General features: G+C 67.8%; 16 protein-coding genes. 7 read left to right on the plus strand and 9 right to left on the minus strand.

Annotated elements, in window-relative coordinates; genetic code table 11:
• Window positions 1-49: 49 nt before the first annotated feature.
• The gene (locus ACEN9G_RS00465) at window positions 50-784 is read left to right on the plus strand and encodes a siderophore-interacting protein (protein WP_413342126.1); all 735 of its coding nucleotides are present in this window, start codon (window positions 50-52) and stop codon (window positions 782-784) included.
• A 5-nt stretch (window positions 785-789) separates the two neighbouring features.
• Here ACEN9G_RS00465 and ACEN9G_RS00470 read toward each other — a convergent pair whose 3' ends face one another.
• From ACEN9G_RS00470 to ACEN9G_RS00480, 3 genes are all read right to left on the minus strand, one after another.
• Window positions 790-1,344, minus strand: coding sequence for a PEP-CTERM sorting domain-containing protein (locus ACEN9G_RS00470; RefSeq protein ID WP_413342129.1), 555 nt, complete (start codon window positions 1,342-1,344; stop codon window positions 790-792).
• Window positions 1,345-1,355: 11 nt separating this feature from the next.
• Window positions 1,356-3,698: a family 43 glycosylhydrolase gene (locus tag ACEN9G_RS00475; RefSeq protein WP_413342131.1), complete on the minus strand. Its 2,343-nt coding sequence runs from the start codon at window positions 3,696-3,698 to the stop codon at window positions 1,356-1,358.
• Window positions 3,699-3,961: 263 nt separating this feature from the next.
• On the minus strand, window positions 3,962-4,927 hold the full coding sequence (locus tag ACEN9G_RS00480) for an MBL fold metallo-hydrolase (RefSeq protein WP_413342133.1): 966 nt from the start codon (window positions 4,925-4,927) through the stop codon (window positions 3,962-3,964).
• A gap of 114 nt (window positions 4,928-5,041) precedes the next feature.
• Between ACEN9G_RS00480 and ACEN9G_RS00485 the strand changes: the two genes are divergently transcribed.
• Both ACEN9G_RS00485 and ACEN9G_RS00490 read left to right on the plus strand, forming a co-directional pair.
• Entirely contained in the window at window positions 5,042-6,154 is a 1,113-nt protein-coding gene (locus ACEN9G_RS00485) for a sensor histidine kinase (protein WP_413342135.1), read from the plus strand.
• A complete protein-coding gene (locus ACEN9G_RS00490; protein WP_413342136.1) occupies window positions 6,151-6,951 on the plus strand; it encodes a LytR/AlgR family response regulator transcription factor in 801 nt (266 codons plus the stop codon). The genes ACEN9G_RS00485 and ACEN9G_RS00490 overlap by 4 nt, the downstream gene beginning before the upstream one ends.
• On the opposite strand, the gene ACEN9G_RS00495 is transcribed toward ACEN9G_RS00490, so the two are convergent.
• From ACEN9G_RS00495 to ACEN9G_RS00505, 3 genes are all read right to left on the minus strand, one after another.
• Window positions 6,952-8,853, minus strand: coding sequence for a sialate O-acetylesterase (locus ACEN9G_RS00495; protein WP_483127550.1), 1,902 nt, complete (start codon window positions 8,851-8,853; stop codon window positions 6,952-6,954). It lies immediately after the preceding gene.
• A 60-nt stretch (window positions 8,854-8,913) separates the two neighbouring features.
• On the minus strand, window positions 8,914-11,256 hold the full coding sequence (locus tag ACEN9G_RS00500; protein ID WP_413340594.1) for a dockerin: 2,343 nt from the start codon (window positions 11,254-11,256) through the stop codon (window positions 8,914-8,916).
• 297 nt (window positions 11,257-11,553) lie between these two features.
• The gene (locus tag ACEN9G_RS00505) at window positions 11,554-13,881 is read right to left on the minus strand and encodes a beta propeller repeat protein (protein WP_413340593.1); all 2,328 of its coding nucleotides are present in this window, start codon (window positions 13,879-13,881) and stop codon (window positions 11,554-11,556) included.
• Window positions 13,882-14,066: 185 nt separating this feature from the next.
• On the opposite strand from ACEN9G_RS00505, the gene ACEN9G_RS00510 reads away from it, so the two are divergent.
• The gene (locus ACEN9G_RS00510) at window positions 14,067-15,020 is read left to right on the plus strand and encodes an IS1595 family transposase (protein ID WP_483127551.1); all 954 of its coding nucleotides are present in this window, start codon (window positions 14,067-14,069) and stop codon (window positions 15,018-15,020) included.
• Between the two features lie 100 nt (window positions 15,021-15,120).
• Here ACEN9G_RS00510 and ACEN9G_RS00515 read toward each other — a convergent pair whose 3' ends face one another.
• The gene (locus ACEN9G_RS00515; protein ID WP_413340591.1) at window positions 15,121-18,147 is read right to left on the minus strand and encodes a TonB-dependent receptor; all 3,027 of its coding nucleotides are present in this window, start codon (window positions 18,145-18,147) and stop codon (window positions 15,121-15,123) included.
• A gap of 218 nt (window positions 18,148-18,365) precedes the next feature.
• Window positions 18,366-19,604: an ABC transporter substrate-binding protein gene (locus tag ACEN9G_RS00520; RefSeq protein ID WP_413340589.1), complete on the minus strand. Its 1,239-nt coding sequence runs from the start codon at window positions 19,602-19,604 to the stop codon at window positions 18,366-18,368.
• A 66-nt stretch (window positions 19,605-19,670) separates the two neighbouring features.
• Here ACEN9G_RS00520 and ACEN9G_RS00525 point away from each other — a divergent pair, with 66 nt between their 5' ends.
• The 3 genes from ACEN9G_RS00525 to ACEN9G_RS00535 all read left to right on the plus strand — a co-directional run bounded on the left by ACEN9G_RS00525 (window position 19,671) and on the right by ACEN9G_RS00535 (window position 24,405).
• Entirely contained in the window at window positions 19,671-20,366 is a 696-nt protein-coding gene (locus tag ACEN9G_RS00525) for a response regulator transcription factor (RefSeq protein WP_483127552.1), read from the plus strand.
• Window positions 20,350-21,804: a sensor histidine kinase gene (locus ACEN9G_RS00530; RefSeq protein WP_413345602.1), complete on the plus strand. Its 1,455-nt coding sequence runs from the start codon at window positions 20,350-20,352 to the stop codon at window positions 21,802-21,804. Before ACEN9G_RS00525 ends, ACEN9G_RS00530 begins: the two co-directional genes overlap by 17 nt.
• A 63-nt stretch (window positions 21,805-21,867) precedes the next feature.
• The gene (locus tag ACEN9G_RS00535; RefSeq protein ID WP_483127553.1) at window positions 21,868-24,405 is read left to right on the plus strand and encodes a bifunctional diguanylate cyclase/phosphodiesterase; all 2,538 of its coding nucleotides are present in this window, start codon (window positions 21,868-21,870) and stop codon (window positions 24,403-24,405) included.
• Here ACEN9G_RS00535 and ACEN9G_RS00540 read toward each other — a convergent pair.
• A complete protein-coding gene (locus ACEN9G_RS00540) occupies window positions 24,394-25,284 on the minus strand; it encodes an SDR family NAD(P)-dependent oxidoreductase (RefSeq protein WP_483127554.1) in 891 nt (296 codons plus the stop codon). The two genes, ACEN9G_RS00535 and ACEN9G_RS00540, sit on opposite strands and share 12 nt — an antisense overlap.
• Window positions 25,285-25,398 lie beyond the last annotated feature (114 nt).

A 25,398-nucleotide genomic window follows, 5' to 3' on the forward strand; every position in this document is an offset into this window, starting at 1 on the left:
TTTCGCATAATGGGCAGGTAGGTGACATTATCAACTAATTGGAGCAACGATGCAGCAAGCTGAACACCTTCTCGTCCGCCGCGTCCGCCATGAGCTCAAGCTGCGCGAACTGACCGTGGCGCGCATCGAACGCCTGGGCGACGCCTTCGCCGCCATCACCTTCACGGGCGCGGCGCTGGCCGATTTCACGTCCCTGTCGTTCGACGACCACGTCAAGTTCATGTTCCCGGACGCGGATGCAGACGGCGGACAGGTGAGGCGCGACTATACCCCACGGCGCTTCAGCCGCGAAGCCCTGGAGCTGACGATCGAGTTCGCGCTGCACGGCGACGGCAAGGCGTCCGATTGGGCACGCAACGCGGTGGTTGGGCAGCGCGCCCTCGTTGGCGGGCCGAAAGGTTCGATGATCGTGCCGTTGGAACTCGACTGGCACCTGTTGACGGGCGACGCGACCGCCCTCCCCGCCATCGCGCGGCGGCTGGAAGAACTGGCGGGCGGCAGCCGGGCGATCGTGCTGGTGCACGCGGCGCCGGCCGACCGGCGCGTGTTGAGGAGTGTCGCGGACGTGGACCTGCGCTGGTTCGATACGCCGGAGGCGCTCGTCGCGGATCTGCAGGCGCTCGCGCTGCCGCCCGGCCGCGGATTCGCGTGGGGCGGCGGCGAAGCGTCATTGATGGCGCGGGTGCGCCAGGTGCTGAACGAACAAGGCGTGCCGCGCGAGGCGACGCGGGTGTCGGCGTACTGGAAACAGGGCGTCGCCGAACATCACGAGAACCTCGCTTGACGACGTCAGGCTTTGCGCCTGCGCCGCGCCGTCACCAACCCGGCCAGCGACACGCCCATCAACGCCAGCGACCCCGGCTCCGGCACCGTGAACTCGTCCATCGCCCACGCCGTCGGGCTGCTGTTGTAGATGACGAGCGTATCGATGCCGGCCCAGTCCAGCTGGACCCAGCTCGGCGCCGTCGTGTCCAGCGTGAAGGCGCCCGACGTGACCAGCAGCTGGCCGTTGCGCCAGCCTTCGAACGAGATCTCCTGGTCGATCCAGGCCGACGTGAAGTACGCGCCGGTGAACGCCCACGCATTGCCGTCCGCCTTCGAAATCGTCGCGGGCTGGCCGAACCAGTTGTACGCCACGTTGGCCGGCGACACGACGCCCGCCTCGAAGCCGCTGCCCGGGTACGCATCGGCGCGGATCGTCCCCATGTTGTCCCAGGTGAAGCCCGCGTAGCCGGCGTCGATGGGCAGCGACTCGTCGCCCGGCAGGTCGTCGAAATGGATGACCGTCGCATGCGCCAGCGCGCAGGCCATCGTGGCCAGCAGGCCGATGATCGTCTTCTTCATGTTCATCCCTTTCAGTGTGCGATGCCGGCGACTTCGGCATCGCTCAGGGCCGCGTTATAGATGCGCAGTTCGTCGATCGCGCCCTTGTACGGCGTGTCCCAGTAATTCACGCCCAGCGCGAAGGTGCCGGTCGTCGTCGTGAACACGTTCGGGAAGTTCGTGCCGGAGAAGCGCTTGACGCCGTTCACGTACACGTTGACGGCGCCGTTGTTGACGGTGAACGCCACGTGCGACCACTGGTTCACGGGGATGTTCATGCCCAGTCCCGCGTCGTACCAGGCGGCGCCCGACCACAGCATCGACGCGCCGCCCACGCCGCCATGCCCCATCGGCAGGAAGCTGACCCACGAATCGGTCGTGCGCGCGCCGAAGAACGTCGTCGTGAACGCCGTCAATTGCGCGGGCTTCAGCCACATCGCGACGGTGTACGTGTTCGACGAGATCAGGCCGTTCGGCAGGCGCACGCCGGTCGCGCCGTCGAACACGGCCGCGTTGCCGCGCATGCCGGCGCCGTACGTCAGGCTGCCGCCCGCCGTGTCGATCTTGCCGCCGCTGACCGAGCCGGCCGCGAAGGCGCCGTTCGAATCCGCGAGATTGCCGTCGAACGCGTAGTACGCGACGAGGCCGCCCAGCTTGCGCACGGTGACCGTGAACGTCTTCGTCAGAGTGGCCGTGCCCTTCGTGATGCGCGCGGTCAGCGTGACGTTCACGGCGCCGCTGGCCGGCGTCGTCACGACGCCCGTGTTGCTGACCACCGCCGGGTTCGACGACGTCCAGCGGATGACGGCATTGCGGGCCGCGCTCGTCGGCAGCGTGAGGTTGCCCGTGACGGCCGTCGTGGCGCCGAGGCTCAGCTCATTGTAGATGGCGGTCGCGACCTGCATGTCGGTGCGCGGGATCAGGCGGCTGCCGAAGATGGCGATGCCTTCGCGCGACGACGCGGTGAACGTCGTCACGTACGACTTCGACGTCTCGTCCCACTGCGTCAGCAGCACGCCCTTGTACGTCGATGCGCCCGGCAGGTTGATCTCGACCTGGTTGGTGCCCATCCTGCGCCACGTGCCGGACACTGCCCCGGTGATGCTGCCGTTGGCGTTCAGCGTGATCAGCTGCGACTTCTTGATGGTCGCCGTGATGTCCTTGCCGTGGTTGACGTACAGGTAGTCGCCGAACACGAATTCAGGCCGCACGGCCGTCGCCGTCTCGTTCGCGTAGCGGTACGGCGCCACGACGGGCCAGCCGTCCGCGTTCATGAACATCTGGTGCACGCGCACCTCGTGCTGCTCGCCGCGTTCCGGGAAGCGCGTGTGGAAGATGAGGAAGTGCTTGCCGGTCGCCGGGTCGTACCAGGCCGAGTTGTGGCCCGCCGAGACATAGCCCGTGCCGATGCCGGTGCCCGCCTCGCCCAGCTTGCGCTCGAACAGGAAGTTACCCATCATCTTGACGCCGTACGGCGCGATCGACGCGTCGTCGAACAGCGGTTTCGACGGATCCGACTTCACGTTCGCCATCGCATTGCCCTGGGCGTCGTAGTACGGACCGTCCGGACTGGTCGAGCGCGCGACACGCATGTTGTAGCCGCCGTTCGCATCCAGGCCGCCGAACGAGGTAAAGAGGTAGTAGTACGACGTCGCCGGGCTGTACATGATGTACGCGCCTTCGATGCGGGAGTGGTTGCCGCCCGTGAGGCGCTTGCCGTAGCCCTGGTTCGGATACGGGAAGCCGGTGGCGGGGTTCATCTGCATGATGAAGATGCCGCCCGAGTACGAGCCGTAGACCATCCACAGCTTGCCCGCGTTGTCGAAGAAGACGTTCGGGTCGACGGTGTTCGGGTGCTTCAGCGCGTCGTAGACGGTGCCGTCGTAGCTCGGCTGGCCCCACATGCCGGACTTCAGGATCACGCCCTTGTTGACGTACGGGCCTTCCGGACTGTTCGCGACGGCGATGCCCAGCGCGGACCGGGGCGCGTCGCCCTGGCAGGCGTCGTAGTACATGTAGTACTTGCCGTCCGCGAGCTGGCGCACGTCCGGCGCCCACAAGGTCGTCGTGTTCGCCCACGCGAACGTCTCGGCCAGTTCCGTGTAGACGTTCTTCGAGCCGTTCAGGAACAGCGGATTGGTGGCGCTGACGCCGTCCGTCATCTGCGTCCACTTCATGAGGTCCTTCGACTTGGCCGACGCGAGGTGAGAGCCGAACACGTAGAACGTGTCGCCGGCCTTCAGCACGGAAGGATCGTGCACGGACGCGTTCTGGAACGTGGGGAGCGTGGCGCCCGCCTGGGCAAATGCATTGGCGGCGATGAAGCAGGACGCGAATAGCGCGCCCAATCCCGCCAGGGATAAGGGTTTGTTCACTGTAGTCTCCGTCTAATAATTATGGTTGCGGACGGAGAATGCGGCATTTTCAAATGCTTTGCAACAGGGCCGGCAGCGCATCTAAGTCACTGATTCGACCGGATAATTTACAGATTTCAGCAGAGAAACAGCTGCGATTCCAAAAAAACGGATTTAGGGTCGTAAATAAAAAATATGATGATCGCTGAGGGAATCCGCGATAACTTTTTTTGGAATGGAATCGATTCGAAAACCAAAAAAGATATCGCAGGTTTTTTTGCGTGTTACAAAAAATATTTTGCGGCCAGCGTTCCGTCGCGGCCCAGCAGGTACCGGTCGAAGTCGCGCGCGAGGAACAGGCTGCCCGCGTACTCGCTCCTCGCCTCCGCCTCCAGCGCGCCCATCGACAACGGCCCTTCGCCGTCCTGGTAACGGGGACTGAAATGGGTCAGCACGAGGTTCGGCAACCGGGCCGCCTGCGCCATCCGCGCCACCCGCAGCGCGGAACTGTGCATCGGCCCCGGCCCCACTTTCAGCAGCACCTCTTCCGTGTAGGTCGCCTCGTGGATCAGCACGTCGGCCGTGCGTGCCGCCTCCAGCAGCAGCGACGGGGCGTCGTTGTCGCCTCCCACGATGACCGTGCGCGCCTTGCGCGGCGCGAGCAGCCAGTCGGCGGCATGCAGCACGCGGCCGTCGTCCAGCACGACATCACTGCCTTGCTGCAGTTCGCCCCAGGCGGGGCCCGGCGCGATGCCGGCCGCGCGCAGGCGGGCCGTATCCAGCTTGCGCTCCACCGTGCGCTCCGTGAAGCGGTACGCCCAGGACGGGATCCGGTGCGACAGCGCGATGGCGTCCACGGCCAGGTCGGGCAGGACCGGCCTGCCGGCCAGGCCGTCGACGGCGATGAACTCGAGCGGATACGGCAGCCCCAGTTCACTCGTCGCCATCACGCCGTCGATGAAGGTGCGCAGCGCCGGCGGCCCGACGAGGGCCAGCGGGGCCGTGCGGTTCAGCATGCCGGCGCTGGCCAGCAGGCCGGGCAAGCCGTAGCAGTGGTCGCCGTGCAGGTGGGTGATGAAGATGGCGCGCAGGTCGTGCAGCGACAGGGTCGTATGGAGGATGCGGTGCTGCGTGCCTTCGCCGCAGTCGACGAGCGACCAGCCCCCGCGCGGCCCCCGGAGGGCGAGGCCGCTCACGTTGCGGGTCTTGCTCGGGGTGCCGGACGAGGTGCCGAGGAACTGGAATTCCATGCTGGATGGGCCAATAAGTGGTTTCGGTCCGATTATCCCCCGTTTCGGTCGGCCCCAAGGCGGTTTCGTCGCAGCCGGGTTGCCGCCGTCCGGGCCCGGCGGCACAATTCCGGCATGAACACCCTCTTCCGCTTTTTACCCTCCGCGCGGGGCGCGTGCCGCCCGATCGTCCGCCGCCTGGCTGACGACATCGGCCTGACCGTCATCGTGTGCAGCATGACCGCCGTCCTGATCACGCTCGTCAACGGCAGGACGTTCGAACTGTACGACCAGATGGTGTACTCGATCTGCGTCGGCCTCGTGGCGCTGGTGGTCCTCGACGGCGTCCGCCTCACGCTCCTCGACGATCCGGCACGGCGCCGCCGCTGGCTGGTGCCGTGCATCGTGCTGCTCGTCGCGATGGCGCCCGTCGCGCACTACACCGGCATCTCGATGGGCAGCCTGATCCTGGGCCACCCCCTGCCCGACCTGTCCGGGTACCCGAACGAACACGGCCAGAAAGGCATGATCGGGCTGACCTTCCTGGCGATCAGTGCGATGGCCCTCCTGATCCTGAACCGCGAACGAGTCGAGCGCATCAAGCTGGAACGCACCGAGGCCAAGGCGCGCGCCGAGACGATCGAACGCCAGGCCCTGCAGGCGCAACTGCGGCTGCTGCAGGCCCAGATCGAACCGCACATGCTGTTCAACACGCTGGCGAACCTGCAGGGCCTGATCGCCATCGACCCGCAACAGGCGAGCCGGATGCTGGACCACCTGATCCAGTACCTGCGCGCCACCTTGTCCGCCACCCGCGCCGAGACGACGACGCTGGCCCAGGAATTCGAGGCGGCCGAAGCGTATCTCGGCCTGATGGCCGTGCGCATGGGTGCGCGCCTCGCGTACCGCTGCATCCTGCCCGCCGAACTGCGGAGCGCGCGGCTGCCGGCGATGCTGCTGCAGCCGCTCGTGGAAAACGCCATCATCCACGGCCTCGAGCCGAAGATCGAAGGCGGCACCGTGACCGTGGAGGCGAGCGCGCGCGCCGGCCTGCTCGAGATCTGCGTCAGCGACACGGGCCTTGGCCTGGACGACACGCAGACCGCGGCCAAGGGCACCGGCGTCGGCGTAACGACGACCCGCGAACGCCTGCAGGTGCTGTACGGCGCGCGCGCCGCCCTGACCCTCATTCCCGCCCAGCCGCACGGCGTGCTGGCCCGATTGACGCTTCCTTTGGAGACCGCATGAACGCAACGCCACCCATCCGCGCCCTGATCGCCGAGGACGAACCGATCCTCGCCGCCACGCTTGCCGCGACGCTGCGGCGCCTGTGGCCCGACCTCGACATCGCCGGCACGGCGCCGAACGGCGTCGCGGCCGTGCAGCAGGCGCTGGAACTGCAGCCGGACATCCTGTTCCTGGACATCAAGATGCCGGGCCAGACCGGCCTGGAAGCGGCGCAGGAACTGGCCGAACGCTGGGAAGGTGTGCGCCCGTTCCCACACATCGTGTTCGTGACGGCGTACGACGATTACGCGGTACAGGCGTTCGAGCAGGCCGCCGTCGACTACGTGATGAAGCCGGTGAGCGACACGCGCCTGGCGCGCACCGTCGAGCGTTTGCAGGCGCTCGCGGTGCGGGACGCGCCGGCCGCTGACGGCCTCGCGCAACTCGTCGAGCAGATGCGCGCCCTGCTCCCGGCAGGCGCGGCACCGGCCGAGCGCCTGACGGTGATCCGCGCAGCGGTCGGCAACATCATCCGCATGATTCCCGTGCAGGAGGTGCTGTACTTCCAGGCGCTCGACAAGTACGTGAACGTGGCGAGCGCCGAGGGCGACGCGCTGATCCGCCTGAGCCTGAAGGACCTGCTGCCCCAGCTCGATCCGGACCAGTTCCGCCAGATCAGCCGCAGCGCCATCGTCAACATGCGGCACGTGACGAGCGCGAGCCGCGACGATGCCGGCAAGCTGACGCTGCACCTGCGCAACCGGGCCGACAAGCTGCGCGTCAGCCCGTTGTTCGCGCACCTGTTCAGGCAGATGTGATCAGCGCACGTCCAACCGGAACGGCGCGGCCGGCAGGCCGTCGCCGCCGAACAGGTTCACGAACGGCGCATCGGCCCACGCGTAGCGTACGCGCGTGACGCCGGGCGCCGCCGCGCCGCGCAGGACAATCCGGTCGCCGGCGACGCGCGCGTCGGCATAGCGGCATGCCTTGCCCGCGCACACCTCGAAGCCGATCGCGCGGTCGGCCGAATACGTCTTGAGGCCGCCGCCCGTGTCCCTGAACGTCACGACGATGTCCTTGCCCTTGCGCGCCGCCGCGACGGCCGTCGGGCCGCCGGGCGCCATCTGCGCGCCGTACGCGACGGCGCGCGCCGCCCGCGCGAGACGCTCGCCGACGACCGTCTTCTGGGTGGGGTGGATGTCGAAGCGGTCGCCCACGTCGAGCGTGACGGCCAGCCCCGCGTGCGCATCGTGCGCGACGGTGTCGGCCTGCGCCGCGCGCAGCTCGGCCCATGTGGAATCGCCCGGCGCCGTCGCCGTCGCGCCGTACGACGTCAGTTGCACGACGAGGAAGGGCAACGCGGGCTGGCCGAAGCGCTGGCGCCAGTCGCGCATCAGCATGGGCAGCAGGGTGCGGTATTCATCCGCCGCGTCGGCATTCGCTTCGCCCTGGTACCACGCCGCCAGCTTGAATTTGTAGCCGACCAGCGGCGCGATCATGCCGTTGTACAGCGTCGTGTAGCTCGTCAGCATGTCCCACGGTGCCGGCGGCACGGCGAGCCCCTTCAGCGCGCTGCCGCGCCGGACCTTCCACGCGGCCGGCAGCGGGATCGCCTGGCCGTCGCTCAAACCGATGGTGCGGTTGGCCGGTGCGCCCGTCATGCCGCCGCTGCCCAGGACGCGCAGGACGATCACGTTGCGGCCCGGCTTGAACACGCCCGCGGGCACCGGATAGTCGCGCCCCAGCCAGGCCAGCCCGGCGCCGCCCACACGCTGGCCGTTGACCCAGGTGGTGTCGTACGTGTCGACGGGGCCCAGGTGCAGCGCGTACGCCGCCCGCGCCTGCGCTTCCGTCAGCGTGACGGTCGTGCGGTACCACGTCACGCCGTCGACACCGGAGCCCGCCGGCGTGACGCTCTCCCACGCGCTGTCGTCGAAGTCCGGCGCGACGAAGGCACGCTGCGCGGCCGTCGCCGGGTCGTGCGCGCGCCACCAGGCTTCCGTGCGCGCATCCTGGGCGCGCTGCGCCGCCGCGGGATCCGTGCCGTATTGCGTCACGAGGTCGATGCCCGTCTTGTAGTCGCCGAAGGTGCGCAGCGACTCGGCCCCGATCCAGCCCTGGATCGTCGTACCGCCCCAGCTGGCCTGGATGAAGCCGACCGGCACCTTGTAGTCCGCCTGCAGCGAACGGGCCATGTAGTAGCAGACGGCGGAGGCGTCGCCGATGGTGTCCGCGTTCATCGGCGTCCACGCGGCCGGCGCGAGGAGGTCGTCCTGCGGCGCCAGCGCGCTGTTGCGCGGCACGTTCAGGTAGCGGATGCGGTCGTTCTGCGCGGTATAGGTGGCGCCGATCGCGTTCGTCGACGCGCGCTGGAGGAATTCCATGTTCGACTGGCCCGAGCACAGGTAGACGTCGCCGAGCAGGATGTCGGCGCGGCTGACCGTCTGCCCGTCCGAGGTCGCGGTCAGCGCGTACGGCCCGCCCGCCGATTGCGGCGGCAGCTGCACCTTCCACTTGCCCTGCGCGTCGGCGCTGGCGCTCGCCGTCTGGCCGCCCAGGGCCACGGTCACCTTGCCGCCCGCGCCGGCCGTGCCCCACACGGCAATGGGCTGGTCGCGCTGCAGCACGGCGTGGTCGGAAAAGATGCGGGCGAGGCCGAGGTCGGCCGCCTGGGCCGGCAGGCAGGCGGCGAGTGCGAGTAAGAGGAAGGTCTGCTTCATGATGTGTCGTTGTCGATGAAAAAAAACCGCCGCGGCCGGTGCCGCGGCGGTCGATACTGCTCAGTTAGTATAGATCACGCCACGTCCGTTGCCGCTGAAGTAGATGCGCCCGTACGTGCTCCAGTCCCCCGCGATCACGCCGATGCCTGCGTACTGGTGGGCGTCGTCGTTGAAGCGCGCCCACGTTGCGCCGCCGTCGTCGGAATGCCAGATGCCCCACACGCCGCCCCGCGTGCCCACCACGTAGACCGCGGCCGAGTACGACGCGCCTGACTGCGCCTTGCCCAGCGCGATCCTGGTGGCGCCTTGCAGCGCCCCCGTCGAGCCGCTGGCGGCGACCGTCGCGAAGCCGGAGAGCTTGGTCCAGCTCGCGCCCAAATTGGTCGAGTGGTACACGGCGTTGCCGTCGGCCACCCAGAGGTCGCCCGAAGCGTTGGGATTGCCCACCATCGTCGTGAGCCCGAAGTCATTGGGGGCGAAGTTCGCCGCGACCGAACCCTGGACCAGCGCGAACGAATGGCCGCCGTCGGTCGACTGGTAGACCTTGCCCGTCGTGCCGTTCCACGACGCGCCGCCCCCGTCGAAGGCGTACACCTTGTTCGGACTCTGGCGGTCGACGACCAGGCGATAGGCGTTGTTCAGGCCGCCGTTGGGCGCGGGCAGGCCGCTGACCTGGGTCCAGTTCGCACCACTGTTCGAGGTCCAGGACGGGATCGAGTTGGCGGGCGCCCAGACGATGTTGTTGCGCGACGTCGTCACGATGCTCACCGTGTCGGCGAAGTTGGTGGAGGCGCCGGCGGGGAGCGACGCGAAGTTCGACCACGTGTTGCCGCTGTCGCCGGACCAGGCGCCGTAGGCGACCGGCGATCCGCCGGAGATGATGCCGGCGGCGACGATGTAGTTCGGATCGGACCACAGCACGTCGGCGGCGTCGCCATTGCCCCATGCGCTGTTGGGCGCCCTCGTCGGCGTCGTCGCGAGGTCGGTCTGGACCCAGTTGCCGATATCGCCCGCGCTGTTGACGAACTTGTACGACGCGCCGGCCGGCGGCGTGACGAGCGCCAGGGTCGCGGTTTCCTCGAGGTTGTTGACCGGAGCGTCCCAGCTCGGGTTGGTGGCCGACGCGTTCCAGGTTTCCCAGACGCCGCCGCCGTGGATGTGCAGGATGTGATCCTTGTTGGTCGGATCGATCTCGATGTCGTCCACCCAGCCCCTGTACCCGCCGCCCCAATGCGTCATGCCGTCCGCGATTTCGCGCCAGCTGCCGGGGGCGCCGCCATTGTCGGACAGCTGGACGACCGGCTGGCCGGCGCTCCATGTACCGGTCACGGCCAGTGCGATGCGGGCCGTCGAGCCGGTGCCGTAGACCGACACGCCGCCGTAGCCGCCCTGCGTGGTCGTGGCGAGCTGGGTCCAGGACTCGTTGAAGCTTACGCCGCCGAACCGGTAGAGGTAGCCGGGACCGCCGGCGCCCTGCCCGGCGTTCTGGTTGAACACCACGTAGTAGTTGCCGTCGCTGGTGCGCACCATGTGCGGGACGTAGTAGCCGGACACGCTGGACGGCACCGGCACCGGCGTCCACGAGGCGCCGCCGTTGACGGACTTGTACATGGTCGAGGTCAGGCCCGCCTTCTGCACGTAGTCCGGCGCGATGGCGGCGTACATGATCCACGTCGTCGCGCCGCCGCCCACGTTCGAGTTGTCGAACATGATCTGCTCCACGCCCACCGGAGAACTGCCCAGCCCCTGGATCTCGCTGGCCGACAGCACCTTGCTCGACAACCCGGTCTGGGTCCAGGTCTGGCCCGAGTTCGTGCTCTTCCACAGGCCGGCCGTGCGCGAGGCGTAGAACAGCGTCGACGGGTTGGTGGGGTCGGCCTTCAGGCGTTCGCCGATGGCGCGCGCATTCTCGTTGCCGCCCACCGGGAACGGCAGGTCGTAATGCGTCCAGCTGGCACCGCGGTCGCCCGAGACATAGATGCGGCCATTGATCGGGGTGCCTTGCCAGTCGTGCGACGTGATGCCCGTGACCAGGTACACCTTGTTGTCGTTGGTCGGATCGACGGCAATGCTTTCGACGCCGTGGTAGGCACCGTCGCCCCCGCCGAAGCCGATGCCGTCGGTGATGGGCGTCCACGAGCCGCCCCCGTTCCAGCGGTAGGCGCCGCCGACGTCGGTGCGGGCGTACATGACGTTGTAGCTGGTCGGATGGTAGACGAGGCCGGTGACGTAGCCGCCGCCGCCCCACTTCGCGCTCGTGTAGCTCGTGGCCGAGCCGACGGTGGCCGCGACGACGGGGGCTTGCGCCGTGGCCGACGGGCCGGCGGTGCGGTCGCCGCCGCTGCAGCCTGCGACGAGCGCCGCAACCGCGGCCGAGATGATGAACAGGTGCTTCCGATGCATGAGATCTCCTCTATTGGATTGGCTGAGAACGTAGCTCCGCCGTCCTGGCTGCGCCCGCATGCGTGTGCCGGCACTCGTTATGGTGACAACAATCCCGTTCTCTTGGACATCCCCGACCGGAATACATTAATGTGCTGAATCGTTTTTATTAACAAACATTAAAGAGTTTAACGCCCGTATTTTTCAACTGTCAACACAACTCACGGTTACAGGGGACGTAACAGGAAATGAACGACAAAACCGCTGCAAATCGTTCCCGTTCTGCAGCGGTCCTGGGTTGCCTCAAGGTCGTATTGCTCAGTTGCTGTAGATGAGGCCGCGGGCGGCGCCGTTGGCGTAGAGTCGGCCGTAGGTGTTCCAGTCGCCCGCCATCACGCCGGAGTCGCCGAACTGGTGGTTGTCGTCGTTGAAGCGGGCCCAGGTGGCGCCGCCGTCGTCGGAGTGGAAGATGCCCCACTGGCCGTTCAGCGTGCCTTCCACGTAGATCGCGGCCGAGTACGGCGCGCCGGCCAGTGCCTTGCCCAACGCGACCTTGGTGGCGCCCTTCGTGCCGTTGGCGGACGCGAACGCGCCGACCTGCACCCAGTTCCAGCCCGAATTCACCGAGTGGTACAGGGCATTTCCGTCGGTCACCCAGATGTCGCCCTCGGCGTTCGGGTTGACGACCATCGCCGTGTCGCCCCAGGCGTTCGGCGCCATGGCCTGCGCACCCCACATCCCGCTCAGCCCGAAGTTATGGCCGCCATCGTACGAGATGTAGACCTTGCCCGGCTCATTGCTCCACGGCGCACCGCCGGAATCGAACGCATAGACCTTGCTCGGATTCACGCGGTCCGCGACCACGCGATAGGCGCGCTGGAAGCCGTTCCAGACGGCGTTGAACGCCGGCAGGTTGGTCGCCGTCCAGCTTGCGCCGCTGTTCGTGCTGTACGACGGCACCGAATCGGGCGGTGCCCAGACGAGGTTGTTGCGCGACGTGACCGCGATGCTCTGCACGTGGCTCTGGCTGGCCGCGGCGCCGGTCGGCAGGGACGCGAACTGGTTCCAGCTGCTGCCGGCGTCGCCCGACCAGAACGCCTTGACGGTGTGGCCGTTCCTGTTGTCGACGCCGGAGGCGGCGATGTAGGTCGGGTCGGACCACGCCAGGTCGGCCGCGTTACCGCTGCTCCACCAGTTCATGGGGCCGCGCGTCGGCCGCGTCGCGAGGTCCGTCTGCGCCCAGGTGCCGATGTCGCCCGCACTGTTGATGAACTTGTAAGGCGCGCCGGCCGGCGCCGTGACGAGGGACAGCGTCACCGTCTCCTCGAGGTTGGCGACCTTGGGACTCCAGGTGGGCGTGGCGGACGAGGCATTCGTCGTTTCGCAGATGCCGCCGCCGTGGATGTGCATGACGTGGTCGCGGTTGGCGGGGTCGATCGTGACACCCTCGACCCAGCCTGCGCACTCGTCCGCGGCGCTGCCGGTATGCGGCATGTTGGCTTCGGCTTCGTGCCAGGCGAGGCCGTCGTTGTCGGACAACTGGATCAATTGGTTCGAGTCGGCCCAGCCGGTCACGCCCAGCGCGATGCGGGTCGTCGGGCCGGTGCCGGACACGGACAGGCCGGCGAAGCCGACGTTGGCGTCGAACTTGAGCTGGTTCCAGGTGCCGTTGTTGCTGGCGCCGAATTTGTAGAGATAGCTCGGACCGCCGGCGCCCTGGGCCTGGGCGCCCGCGGCCGTATTGGGGTGCGCACGGAACGCCATGTAGAAATTGCCGTCGGCCGAACGCACGACGTGGGGAATATCGTAACCGGCCACGTTGGACGGGACCGCAACGGGCGCCCACGTGGCGCCGCCGTTGGTGGACTTGTACAGGGTCGAGGTCAGGCCCGCCGCCTGCGCGTAGTCGGAGGCGACGGTGGCCCAGACGATCTGGGTCGGCGACGCGTTCTGGCTCTGCACGAACGGGGTATCGTAGATGATCTGCCCGACGCCGTACAGGTTCGGCCCCAGGAGCACCGTCTTGCTCGAAAAGCCCGTGACCTGGTTCCAGGTATGGCCCGAGTCCGTGCTCTTCCAGATGCCGGACTTGCGCGAGCCGTACATCAGCGTCGTCGGATTCTGCGGATCGACCGCCAGGCGTTCGCCATAGGCGCGGGCGTCGTCGTTGCCGCCGATCGCGAACGGCAGGTCGTAGTGCGTCCACGTGTTGCCGCGGTCGCTGGAGATGTAGATGCGGCCGGGCGTGTCGTTACCCACGCTGTCGCCGGTCATCATGTAGACGAGCTGGTCGTTGTTCGGATCGAGGGCCAGGCTTTCGACGCCGTGGTACCGGCCTTCGCCGCCACCCCAGCCGATGCCGTCGGTAATGGGGATCCACGTCGAGGTGGCAGCATCCCAGCGGTAGGCGCCGCCCACGTCGGTGCGGGCGTACAGCAGGCTCGCATTGCGCGGGTGGTAGACCAGGCCGGTGACGTAGCCGCCGCCGCCCCACTTCACGCTCGTCCAGCTGGTGGCCGAGCCGACGGTCGCGGCGAGGACCGGGGCCGCCGTGCCCGTCGCGCCGGGGGTCGTGCTGCCGCCGCTGCAGCCGGCGAGGAGTGCTGCGAGCAAGGCCGGGATGATGATGTTCGGTTTCCGTGTCATGATGTCTCCAGAGTTATTAGGCGGAACATTAACGCTGCGCGCATATTAATTAATGAATCTTAACGCAGTCTAATACTCACACTTTTCCACTGTCAACAAAAATGGCTGTGTTCGCGCTAGTTATGTGAACTGTAATTCGTTGCAGAGGTCATACGCATCGTCGAGTTAACTCATGAGGAGTGGCGATGCGCGGCCTGACGTTCGACGAATTGTTCGCCATGTTGCTGGCGGTGCAGTTGTCGCCAGACGACCTGGCACGGCTACGGGAATGGATCGGAGGCATCGCGGATCCGGCCGAGTGCATCGCCCTGATCGAGCAGGCGGCGGCGGGCCGGCCGTGTCCGCACTGCGGCTGCGCCCGCAAGCACCGCTGCGGCCAGGCAAGCGGACTGCAGCGCTTCCGTTGCCTCAAGTGTGGGCACAGCCATAACGCATTGACCGGTACGCCGCTGGCGCGGCTGCGCAAGAAGGAGTTATGGCTGCCGTATCTGCAATGCGTGCTCGAATCGCGCACGGTGCGCGATGCCGCGCAAGTCGTCGGGGTGCATCGCACCACCAGCTTCCGATGGCGCCACCGGTTCGTACCCGGTGCGATGCGCGACCGGCCGGCGACATTGTCGGCCATCGTCGAGGCCGACGAAACCTACCGGCTCGAATCGCAGAAGGGGGCACGGAATCTCGCGCGGCCGCCGCGAAAGCGGGGTGGCGTGGCCAAGCGGCGGGGTATCAATCGAGAACACGATTGCCTGCTCATCGCGCGCGACCGCAGTGGCCGTACGCTCGATTTTCATACGGGGCGCGGCCTGGTGACCGTGGCGCAATTGCGTGAGTGCCTCAAACCCGTGCTGCCGGACGACGTCCTCTTGATCACTGACGGCGCCATCGTCTATCGGCATTTCGCGGAGCAGGCCGGCATCACGCATGAAGCGGTGAACGTGAAAGCGGGCATCCGGGCGCGCGGCGCGATCCATGTGCAGAACGTGAACAGCTGGCACAGCCGCTTCAAGACTTGGCTGGTGCGGTTCCGCGGCGTGGCGAGCCGCTACCTGATCCACTACTCGGGATGGCAGCGCGTGCTGGACGATCGTCGGCTCACGAAGCCGGCTCATCTGCTGTTCGCTGCGGTCCAGCTCGGCTAGGCGAGCGGGTTACCGAATTACCGCGAACACAGCCTAAAAAAAGGCGGCCGAAGCCGCCTGAAACATCTGCCGTCAGCAGAAGAGAGATACCTGGTTCGCGTCAGAACGAATAACGCATCTGCGCCGTGTAGCGCGGACCGGTCACGTATGCGCCGCGGACCTTGAAGCCGACGCCCTGCTGCATCAACTGCTTGTACATGGCGTTGTTCAGGTTCTGCGCTTCGAGGCCGAACGACAGGTTCTCGGTGATCTTGTAGAAGATCGACGCATCCACCTGGCCGTAGGCATCCGACCACGTCGGCAGCGCGTACTGCACGTTGTGCTGGCCGAACGTCGGGCTGTCCGGGTTGGTGTCGGTGCCGTCGCCGCCGTTCGTGCCGTTGGCGTTGATGGCCTGCAGCGACTTCGAACGCCAGCTGTACGCCACGCGGGCCGAGATCGGACCACGGTCGAACAGCAGCGCCAGGTTGTACGAGTTCTTCGACAGGCCGTTGAGCGGCAGGTTGCCGAAGGTCTTGCCGTCCACGTCGCAACCGTTCAGGTTCAGGTTCAGGTTGTCCGCGCCGCTGCCGCCCGAGCAGTACGCCTGGTACACCGGGTGGTACAGGTCCTGGCTGCTCTTCACGTACGTGTAGTTCGCCTGCACGCCGAAGCCCGCGAGCCAGCCCGGCAGCATGTCGAAGTACTGCTGGTACGCCAGTTCGATGCCCTTCGCCGTGCCGTTCGCGCCGTTCACAGGACCCGTCGTCACGAAGTCATGCATCGTGCCGTTCACGTCCGGCAGCGAGAAGTTGTAGCTCTGGTTGATGATGACGTCGCTGAGCTTCTTGTGGAACAGCGCGGCCGTGAACGAACCCGTCGGCGCGAAATACCACTCGGCCGTGATGTCGGCCTGCTTGGCCATCGTCGGACGCAGCATCGGATTGCCGCTGCCGGTACCGGTGAGGCTGACGTTGCTGACGTTGACGACGTTGGTCGCGGTGTTGGTGCTCGTGGTGGTCGCTTCCGACAGGTTCGTATAGGCCTGCAGTTGCGAGAAGTCCGGACGCGACATCGCCTTGCCGTACGCGAAGCGGAATTGCAGCTTGTCCGATGCCTTCATGCGCAGGTTCAGCGTCGGCAGCACGTTGCTGTACGAATTGTCGAAGTCCTCCTTCTGCTGGAAGTTCGGGATGTTCGGGATCGGCACGCCGGTCACCGTGGCGCCGGCCGGGATGTTCGGGGCCGTGAAGCTGAACACCGTGTAGCCGTGGGCGACCATGTTCGTCTTCACGTAGCGCACGCCGATGTTGCCGTCGATCGGATACTTCAGGTCGTCGAAGCCGAAACGCAGCTGCGTGTACAGGGCCTTGCTGCGCTCCTTCTGGTCGTTGGTGCCCGACGGATCGGTGCCGAACGTCGCCGGTTTCCAGGCGCCGCAGCTGTCCAGCGTGCCGCCGCTACGCTCGGCGCACAGCACGTTGTAGTACTGGTGCAGCTGCGAATACGTGCCCGGATAGCCGTCGGCCAGCGACGTGTTCGGGAACACGACGGCCGGCACCGACGCCTTGCCGTTGAAGAAGTTCGGGAACGTGTTCAGGTGCGTGCCGGCGGAGAAGCGCGGATCGCCCAGGTAGGCCAAATGGGTCAGCGGCTGCCACGAACCGACCGGGCCCACCTGCCACGGCTGGGTGATCGCCGCCCAGTTATAGCCCGGCACGGAGTTGATCGTCGTCGCATCGCGGTCGGTCAGGCGCACGCCCACGCGCAGGTCGCGCAGCACGGGGTTGTCGAACTCGTACTTGACGTCGGTCTTCCAGGCCTTCTCGTTGGCGACGCTCGCGTCCTGGTGCTCCATCGTGAAGCCCCAGTAGTAATTGTTCGGATTGGCCATGTACGCCTTCGTGGCGTCGTCGAACGTCAGGCGCGCCGGCGTCGTGCTCATGTCCATGCCCATCTGCGGGATCTGCAGGCCGGTGGCGACCGTCGAGTCGAAACTGCCGGTGGTGGCGCGCACCTTCTGCAGGTCGGTCGTCACGGTCCACTGGCTGTTCAGGCGCCAGCGCAGGTTCCACGAAATGTCGGTCGTGGCCGACTTGCGCGTGGAGGTGCGGGTGTCGTCGTTGAAGTTGACGCCGCCGTCGGTCGGATCGGTGAGCACGCCGCTGATCATGGCGCCCTTCGGATCGAACTTGCCGTTCGCGACCTGCAGGTTGTACGGGCTGGACTGGCCGAAGATCGCCTGCTCGTCCCACTTCATCTTGTAGCGCGACTTGAAGTAGGTGAGCGACGACTGGACGTTGCTGTTCGGCTTCCACTGGAACGCGGCATAGGCGCCGTCGCGCTTGCGGTCGAATTCCAGCGAACGGAAGCTGGCGGCGTTCGGCACCCAGACGGTCTGCCCGGGCACGACGTCGGTGCGCGGGTAGTAAGGCGAGACCTGGAAGGCGTCGGTGCGGGTGCCGCTTTGCGACGTGGCCAGGTCGAACAGGGCGCCGAACTCGCCGAAGCGCGTCTTCCAGCGGTCGGAGAACATCATCGAGTACGACGGCTGGGGCTTGCCCTTCTTCAGCGTGGAATACGTATCCTGCGCCGAGACCGACAGCTTGCGGCCCTTGAAGTCGAACGGCATCGCGGTGCGGAGGTTGATCAGGCCGGAGATGCCGCCTTCGATCTGTTCGGCCGACGGGTTCTTGTAGACGTCGATGCCGGCCATCAGCTCGGGCGGCACGTCTTCGAAATTCAGCGAACGGCCACCGTTGGCCGAGAACGAGTCGCGACCGTTCAGCTCGGAACGCACGTAGCTCAGGCCGCGGACCATCACGCCCGAACCTTCGACCGAATAGTGTTCCGGGTCGCCCTTGGCCATGGTGCGGTCGATGGTCACGCCGACCACGCGCTGCAGCACCTCGGTGACCGAACGGTCCGGCAGCTTGCCGATGTCGTCGGCGACGATCGAGTCGACGACCTCGTCGGCGTTCTGCTTGATTTTCTGGGCATTTTCCAGCGAGGCGCGCTGGCCGACCACGATGACCGACGTCGTCCCGCTGTCGGTGGCAGGGGTGGTTTGTGCGTATGCCATGCCGCTGGCGAGCAGCACGACTTGAGACACGCCGACGGCGATAGCCGTTTTCCTGAACTGGTTCACATCATCTCCTTGGTTTGGAATGCGCCGTCGACGCGGCGTGAAACATTATTAACGAATATTCGCGTCAAATTAATGTGGCATTAATTAAGTCTACGCCGCAATGTTTTTGTTAGTCAAATTAAATAGTGACAATGTTCACGGGTGTGGCCGAACAGATACACGCGAAAACTCACACGTCGGGCCGACGCGCGACGGTGCAAGGAGCAACAGGAGGGGAATCAGGGACGGCGGGCGGCCGCGACGAGGCGCTGCATCGTCGCGCGGGCGGTGATGCGGTCGTCGTGCCAGTAGGCGCTGACGGCCTCGCGCATGGCATCCTCGACCGCGGGCGGCAGGGTCATGGAGATGCTGGGGACGAGCGTGCCGCCACGGGAGGCGGCCTCGAAGGCGGCGGCCGACTGCTTCGCGCAGCGGTCGAATTTCGTGAGGTCGACGCCCTGGCGCACCGGAATCGACCCTTTGACGAGGTTGAATGCCTCCTGCACGCCGGGCGCCAGCAGGTCGGCGGCGAAGTCCTGCTGGGCGCGGGTCTTGGCGGGGCTGTTAACCTTGAACAGGGCGAACGAGTCGACCGTATAGGCATAGGCCTTGGCCGTTCCGGGCGCGGGCACGCAGGCAAACTCCAGGCTGCCGCTGCGCTGCGCCGTCTGGAAGATGGGCTTGGCCCAGTCGCCCATGAACTGCATGCCCGCCTCGCCGTTCGCCAGCCGCGACGCCGCCACGTTCCAGTTGCGCCCCATCGCGGCGATGTCGGTGTACGGCTTGATGCGGCGGAACGTCTGCAACGCCTGTTCCATGACCGGGCCGGCCAGTGCGCCGGGGTCCCGCGCCACGAACGCCTTGCGGTAGAACTCGGGGCCGCCGACGCCCAGCACGACGTTTTCGAACAGGAGGAAGTCCTGCCAGGGCTGGCCGCCATGCGTGACGGCGATATACCCGGCCCGCTTCATGGCGTCGGCCGCGGCGAAGAAGTCGTCCCACGTGACCGGCACCTGGGCATGGGCGCGCTTCAGGATGCGCGTGTTAATCCACAGCCAGTTGATGCGGTGGATATTGGCCGGCACGGCGACGTAGCTGCCCTTGTACTTCATGGCGTCGCTGACGACGCGCGGCAGCACCGCGTCCCACTGGCCCGCGCGTGCCGTGGCATCCAGGTTGGCGAGGGCGCCTTCGCGCGCCCATTGCTGGATGACCGGCGCCTTCACCTGGGCCGCGGCCGGCGGATTGCCCGACTGGACGCGCGAGCGCAGCAGGAAGAGCGGAAAGCCGTTCGCGTCGGCCGTCACGGCAAAGTCCTTCCACGTATGTCCCTGGCGCTGCAAGGTCGATTTCAGCACGTTCACGGCGCGTGCGTCGTCGCCCACGTCCCAGAAGTGGAGCACCTCGAGTTCGCCCGCGTGCACGGCAGTGGCGCACCAGGCGGTAACGAGCGCAATTGCCGTGGCGAAGACTTTCATGGCGTGCATCTTAGCCCGAAACGGTCGCCGATGGTAACGCCGTCACAAATCCGTTAATATTAAGAAATGCAACTTTTACTCGCCGAAGACGACCCCATCCTCGCAAACGGATTGACCGCGCAACTGAATGCCGCGGGCTTCACCGTCGAGCACGCACCGAACGGTCCGGTGGCGGAATACCTGCTCACCCGGCAGACCTTCGATATCGCCATCATCGACCTCGGCCTGCCCATGGTCGACGGCCTGACGGTATTGAAGAACCTGCGCGCGACCCGGCCCGACCTGCCGGTGCTCGTCCTGACGGCCCTCGACCGGCTCGACAGCCGCGTGGCGGGCCTGAACGCCGGCGCCGACGACTACATGACGAAACCGTTCGAGTTCCCGGAACTGGAAGCGCGCCTGCGGGCGATCCTGCGGCGCGCACGCACGTCGGCGGCGGCGCCCGCCGACGTCGCGCTGTCCGGCCTCCACTTCGACCGGGCCGCGCGGCGCGCCGTCATCCACGGCGAACCGGTCGAGCTGAGCCCGCGCGAAGCGACCCTGCTCGAACTGCTGCTGGTCCATGCCGACAAGGTCGTCACGAAGGAGCAGATCGCCACGGCGTGGGCCGGCGACGGCACCGAAGTCGGCGCGGGCAACACGGCGGAAGTCCACATCCACCGGCTGCGCCGCAAGCTGGAAGGTTCGGGCCTCGAGATCCGCACCGTCCGCGGACTCGGCTACCTGCTGGCCGTCGAGCGCGCCGATGGACGACCGGCCTGAACGGGGAACCCGCACGCTCTCCCTGCGCCGCCAGCTGGTCATCTGGGTGCTGCTGCCCCAGCTCGTACTGTGGGTCGCAGGCGGTTTCGCCACCTACCGGCTGGCCGTCCGCTACGTCAACCAGGCGGCCGACGCGACCCTGTCCCAGGCCACCCGGGCGCTGGCCCGAAGGGTCAAGCCCATCGGCAACGGCCTGCTGATCGATTTTCCCCGCGCCGCGCAGGAAGTGCTCGAGACGGATCCCAACGACCGGCTGTTCTACATGGTCAGCACGCCGCCCGGCGAATTCATCCTCGGCAACAACAGCATCCCGATGCCGCCCGCGTCCATGCGGCCGCGCCTGAACGATCCGTATTTCTACGACGGCGAGATCAAGTCCGCCGGTCCCGCCGGCGGACGCGGCCTGCGGGAATCGATGAAGGTCAGGATCGCGGCGCTCTATCTCCCTTACGCCGCGCCGGAAGGCAAGGAGCAGTGGATGCTCGTGCAGGTGGCGCGCAACATGGCGCACCGCGAGGACATCTTCAAGCTCATCCTGATGGACACCCTCCTCCCGTTGTCCGCGCTGATTCCGCTGCTGACGCTCATCGTCTGGATCGGCACCGGCGCCGGCCTGGCGCCGCTGCTGCGCCTGCGCAAGGAGGTCGAGGGCCGCTCGCCGCTCGACCTGGCGCCGCTGCGGATCGAATCGGCGCCGCAGGAAGTCCACTCCCTCGTGCGCGCGCTGAACGCCCTGCTCGCGTCCGTGCGCCAGAACGTGAATGCGCAAAAACGCTTCATCGCGGACGCGGCGCACCAGTTGCGCACGCCGCTGGCGGGCCTGAAGAGCCAGACGGCGCTGGCGATCGCGGCGACCGACGACCCCGCGCTGATCGCGCGGCTGAAACTGGTGGACCAGAGCGCGACCCGCGGCGCCCACCTGATCAACCAGTTGCTGATGCTGGCGCGCGCCGATCCCGAGGCCGCGGCGGCCTCCGACAAGGCGCCGCTGGACATGCCCGCGTTCGTCCAGGAGATCGTCGCCGAATACGTGCCGCGCGCGCTGCGGGCGCAGATCGACCTCGGCATGGACGACGCCGAGCCGCCCGCCGCCGCGCCGCTGCGCATCGAGGCCAACGCCCTGCTGCTGCGCGAAGCGCTCACCAACGTGATCGACAACGCGATCAAGTACACGGGCCGCGGCGGCGAGATCACGGTCCGGGTTGCGCCGGATGGCGGCGACGTGCTCGTGACCGTCACCGACAACGGCCCGGGCATCCCGGAAGCGGACCGCGCCCGCGTCTTCGAACGGTTCGTGCGCGCCACGGACCAGGGCGAAGGGTGCGGGCTCGGGCTGGCGATCGTGCGGGACATCGTCGCGCAGCACGGCGGCACCGTCGAGCTGCAGGATGCACGGCCGCGCGGCCTGCGCGTGGCAATCCGCCTGCCCAGGCGGTGATCGCCCCCCCCGGCGGACGTCCGCCGGTTTATACTTGGGCTCGACATCAATGTATTGACGAACGTGCCCACTCCGACCCCTACCCCGCGCGACACGCGGCCGCTCGCGGCGGCGGCCATGCTGATCGTCGCGCTCACGGTGACGCTCGCCGGCCTGCTGGTGTCGAGCTACCACGACACGATCGAACGCGAGCAGACGAATCTGCGCAACCTGGCGGAAGCCTTCGCCGCCCAGACCCATTACGCCACGCTCGCGCTCGACCTGGCCCTCGCGCGCGCGGCGGAGCACGCGCCGCAGGACGGCTCGGACACGGCGGCCGCCTTGCCCGGCGGCGCGCCCGAAGCCATTCCGGCGCGCGTGCGCAGGCTCGGGCCGGACGCGCCGCGCCGCCCGCTGCCTTCCGGCGCGCCGAAGATCGGCATCGCGCTGCCGCCGGACGGCGGTCCCGCCACGATCACCCTGGCGCGGGTGCTGCCCACCGGCCCGGCCGTCATCGAGGCGGACGCCGCCTACTTCCAGCGCATCTTCGATCCCGCCGACCTCGGACACGGCGGCTCCGTCACCCTGCACCAGCGCGACGGCACGATGCTCGTGCGCAGCCCGACGCTTCCCAGGGCCATCGGCCACTCCTTCATCCACACGCCGCTGTTCCAGACGCACCTGCCGCGCGCGGCCGTCGGCGCGTTCGAGGCGACGAGCCCCATCGACGGCGTGAGCCGCCTGTACGGCTACAGCGCCGTCGCCGGCTATCCGCTGCTGATCGTCACGGGGCGCGACCTGTCCGACACGCTGGCCGTGTGGCGCGGCTGGCTGTGGATCGCCGTGCTGGCCTGGGCGCTGCTGTCGGTCACGCTGGCCGCGCTGGCCTGGCGCATGAGCCGCGAGGCGGCGCGCCAGGCCGCGCTGATCGCCCGCCTGCAGGCCAGCGAGCGCCGGCTCGCGGACGGTGCGCGCTACCTGAAGACCATCCTCGATTCGCTCGCCACGCCGCTGTGGGTGCTGGATGCGAAGCGGCGCATCGTCCTGTTCAACCGCGCCTTCCTGCAGTTCACGGGCCGGAACGAGGACGCGGTGACGGGACGGCTCGAAACGGAAGTGCTCGACCCGGCCGGCGCCGATGCGCGCGCCCGGCTGTATGCGGACAGCGCGGCCGACGGCGTGCATGCGCTGGAGGCGGAGATCCGCGACGGCAGCGGCGCCACCCGCACCGCGATCCAGCTCGCCGCGCAGCTCGGGAGCGAAGGCGGCGCCGTCCAGATCGTCAACAGCCTCACCGACATCACGGAACGCAAGCAGGTCGAACTGCGCCTTGCCTACCTGGCCGACCACGACCCGCTGACCGGTTTGCCGAACCTGAACCACCTGCGCCGCGTGCTGGCGGACGCGCTGCGGGGCGAACAGATCGTCCTCCTGCTGATCGCGCTGGAACGCCAGCAGGAAGTGGCCGACCTGCTCGGCATCGAGGCGGGCGACGATGCCGTGCGCCAGGTCGCCGCGCGGCTCGACGGGCTGGCGCCCGCGGCCCTGTGCGTGGCGCGCGTGAAGGCCAACGAATTCGCGGTGGTGCTGCCGGCGGGGCCGGGCCACCGCCCCGTCGACGCCGTCGCGCTCGAACTGCACGCGCTGCTGGCCGAACCCGTGCGCGTGGGCGGGCGCGAATTCCACCTGGCGCCCGTGATCGGGATCGCGACGTATCCGCAGGACGCCGCCTCCGCCAACGAGTTGATGCGCCTGGCCGACATCGCCAAGCACCGCGCCCGCAGCGACGCGGGCGAGCCCGTACATTTCCACTCCGAGTCCACGCACCTCCAGCTGGACGAGCGGCTGACCATCGAGGAACAGCTGCGGTACGCGCTGGCGCGCGGCGAGCTGACGCCGCACTACCAGCCGAAGGTGGACATCGCGACGGGACAGGTGGCCGGGTTCGAGGTGCTGCTGCGCTGGAACAGCCCCGTGCTCGGCCCCGTGTCGCCGGCGCGCTTCATCCCGATCGCCGAGCAGACGGGCCTGATCGTGCCGATCGGGACGTGGGTGCTGCGCACCGCGTGCGCGCAGGCGAGCCGCTGGGCGCGCGAACAGGGCATCGCGACCCGCGTCGCCGTGAACCTGTCGATCCGCCAGTTCTACCAGAAAGATCTATTGAAGGTGATCGCCGATGCGCTGGCCGACGCGGGCCTGCCGCCGCACGCGCTCGAACTGGAGATCACGGAAAGCATCGCGATGAGCCGCGTGGACGTCGTCGAGCGCCTGCTGGGCGGCATCCGCGACCTCGGCGTGGAACTCTCGATCGACGATTTCGGCACCGGCTATTCGAGCCTGGCCTACCTGAAGCGCTTCCCCGTGCAGCGCCTGAAAATCGACCGGGCGTTCGTGCGCGACCTGGGGCGCGACGCCGACAGCGCGGCCATCGTCCGCTCCGTCGTCGCGCTGGGCCACGGCCTCTCGATGCGCATCGTGGCCGAAGGCGTGGAGACCGAGGAGCAGCTGGCGCTGCTGCGCGCGCTCGGCTGCGACGAATACCAGGGCTATCTGTTCGCGCGGCCGATGGACGCATCCGCCGTGCCGGCCCTGCTGGGCCGCCCCGTCACGTCACGCGCGTGAACGCACGGACCGGCGCGGCCGTCCTCCCGCCGGCGGCAACGGGTGCGCGGGTCGCGCCGGCGCGGGGACGTCGGCCGACGCGGCCAGGTCCGCCCACGCATCGAACCCCACTTTCAGCACGCGCAGGCGGTCGTACGCACGCTGCAGCGCCGCCCGTCCCAGCACGAGACGCAGCGGACCGCGGCCGGCGGCGACGGCCTGCATGATGGCCTGGGCGCCGCGCGCGGCGTCGACCTGGGCGGCGCCCCGGCCCAGTGCCGTGCGGCTCGCCATGCCATCGTAGTCGGCAATGCCGGCCAGGCGCGGGACGGCGCCTTCAACGTCGTCGCCGCTGCCCGGATCGACGAGCGTGACGCCGATGCCGAGCGGTTCCACTTCATAGAACAGCGCCTCCGCCAGTGCTTCCAGCGCGGAGCGCGCGGCATGGCTGAAGCCTTCGAACGCGGGCGCCTGCACGGACGCGCGGGCCAGCATCACGATGTGGCCGGCGCGGCGCGCGCGCATGCCGGGCAGCACGCGGCGCGCGAGGTTGATCGGGCCGAACACGTTTTCCTCGAACAGGGCGCGCGTGGCGCCCTCCTCGCCTTCCTCGATCGCGCCCGGATAACGCTGGGCGGCGCTCGTCGCCAGCACGTCGATGCGCCCGAACCGCCGCTCGGCGGCGACGACGGCCGTATCGACGCTGGCGGCATCCGTCACGTCCAGCGCGAGCGCCAGCGCGCGGTCCGGATGGCGGTCGACGAGGGCCTGCAGCTGCGCCGGCGCGCGCGCCGCGAGGACGGCATGCTGGCCGGACGCCAGCACGGCCTCCGCCAGCGCGGCGGCGAGGCCGGTGGTGGCGTCGGCGATGAACCAGACGGGTTGCGTGGATTGCGACATCGTTCCTCCTTGCTGCGTGCGGAGTGCCAGACTTTAGGCACTCCAGGAAGATGATTCTAGATGCTGGACGGGTACGATTGAATAGGCGATTTTCCGAAAGTCTTGCCTAAAATT

It is taken from the genome of Massilia sp. Masssp94, from assembly GCF_059491305.1.

Excerpts from the sequence above, each read along its gene's own strand:
- ACEN9G_RS00465 (WP_413342126.1), top strand. The coding sequence starts at position 50 with ATGCAGCAAGCTGAACACCTTCTCGTCCGCCGCGTCCGCCATGAGCTC.
- ACEN9G_RS00470 (WP_413342129.1), bottom strand. The coding sequence starts at position 1,344 with ATGAAGAAGACGATCATCGGCCTGCTGGCCACGATGGCCTGCGCGCTG.
- ACEN9G_RS00480 (WP_413342133.1), bottom strand. The coding sequence starts at position 4,927 with ATGGAATTCCAGTTCCTCGGCACCTCGTCCGGCACCCCGAGCAAGACC.
- ACEN9G_RS00485 (WP_413342135.1), top strand. The coding sequence starts at position 5,042 with ATGAACACCCTCTTCCGCTTTTTACCCTCCGCGCGGGGCGCGTGCCGC.
- ACEN9G_RS00490 (WP_413342136.1), top strand. The coding sequence starts at position 6,151 with ATGAACGCAACGCCACCCATCCGCGCCCTGATCGCCGAGGACGAACCG.
- ACEN9G_RS00495 (WP_483127550.1), bottom strand. The coding sequence starts at position 8,853 with ATGAAGCAGACCTTCCTCTTACTCGCACTCGCCGCCTGCCTGCCGGCC.
- ACEN9G_RS00500 (WP_413340594.1), bottom strand. The coding sequence starts at position 11,256 with ATGCATCGGAAGCACCTGTTCATCATCTCGGCCGCGGTTGCGGCGCTC.
- ACEN9G_RS00505 (WP_413340593.1), bottom strand. The coding sequence starts at position 13,881 with ATGACACGGAAACCGAACATCATCATCCCGGCCTTGCTCGCAGCACTC.
- ACEN9G_RS00510 (WP_483127551.1), top strand. The coding sequence starts at position 14,067 with ATGCGCGGCCTGACGTTCGACGAATTGTTCGCCATGTTGCTGGCGGTG.
- ACEN9G_RS00520 (WP_413340589.1), bottom strand. The coding sequence starts at position 19,604 with ATGAAAGTCTTCGCCACGGCAATTGCGCTCGTTACCGCCTGGTGCGCC.
- ACEN9G_RS00525 (WP_483127552.1), top strand. The coding sequence starts at position 19,671 with ATGCAACTTTTACTCGCCGAAGACGACCCCATCCTCGCAAACGGATTG.
- ACEN9G_RS00530 (WP_413345602.1), top strand. The coding sequence starts at position 20,350 with ATGGACGACCGGCCTGAACGGGGAACCCGCACGCTCTCCCTGCGCCGC.
- ACEN9G_RS00540 (WP_483127554.1), bottom strand. The coding sequence starts at position 25,284 with ATGTCGCAATCCACGCAACCCGTCTGGTTCATCGCCGACGCCACCACC.